A 775-nucleotide genomic window follows, 5' to 3' on the forward strand; every position below is an offset into this window, starting at 1 on the left:
GTGTGGGTGGGGGATGAGTCGGGGCGGGGGGTGGCATCGGTTGAGTCGTTGGTGTTGCGGCCGGTTGATGCGGGTCAGCTGAGTGCTGTGGGTGGGGCGGCGCGGGATGCGTTGTTCCGGGTGGAGTGGGTGGATGCGCCTGTGCCGGGGGTGGGTGGTGAGGTGGCGTCGGAGGCTGAGGTTGTGCGGGTGGTGTCTGCTGGTGTGGATGTGGTGGGTGAGGTGTATGGGCGGGTTGTTGAGGTGTTGGAGCGGGTGCAGGAGTGGTTGGCGGATGAGGGCCGTGTGGGTGAGCGGTTGGTGATGTTGACCCAGGGGGCTGTTGATGTGGGTGGGGGTGTGGCGGATATGGCGGGGTCCGCTGTGTGGGGTTTGGTGCGGTCGGCGCAGTCGGAGAACCCCGGGCGTCTGGTGTTGGTGGACACCGATGACATGGATGGTGTTGAGGGTGTGCTTGCCGGGGTGTTGGCTCTGGGTGAGGAGCAGGTGGTCGTGCGGTCGGGTGCGGTACGGATACCGCGTCTGGGCCGGTTGCCGTCGTTGGGTGTGGTGGAGTCGGGTGGGTTTGGCTCGGGTGCGGTGTTGGTGACGGGTGGTACGGGTGTGTTGGGCGGTGTGGTGTCGCGGCATCTGGTGGCGCGGCATGGCGTGGAGAGGTTGGTGTTGCTCTCGCGTCGTGGTGCGGAGGCTGGGGGCGCGGCGGAGTTGCGTGCTGAGCTGGAGGCGGCGGGTGCTGAGGTATTGGTCGAGGCGTGTGACGTTGCTGATCGTGGGG

1 protein-coding gene is annotated in these 775 nt (G+C 67.1%); it reads left to right on the forward strand.

From position 1 onward, the window contains the following. Positions 1 to 30 precede the first annotated feature (30 nt). Positions 31 to 775, forward strand: a 745-nt coding sequence (locus VT50_RS38050) for a SpnB-like Rossmann fold domain-containing protein (RefSeq protein ID WP_240529511.1), incomplete at its 3' end; no start/stop codon positions are given.

It is taken from the genome of Streptomyces antioxidans, assembly GCF_000968685.2.
Lineage (GTDB): Bacteria > Actinomycetota > Actinomycetes > Streptomycetales > Streptomycetaceae > Streptomyces > Streptomyces antioxidans.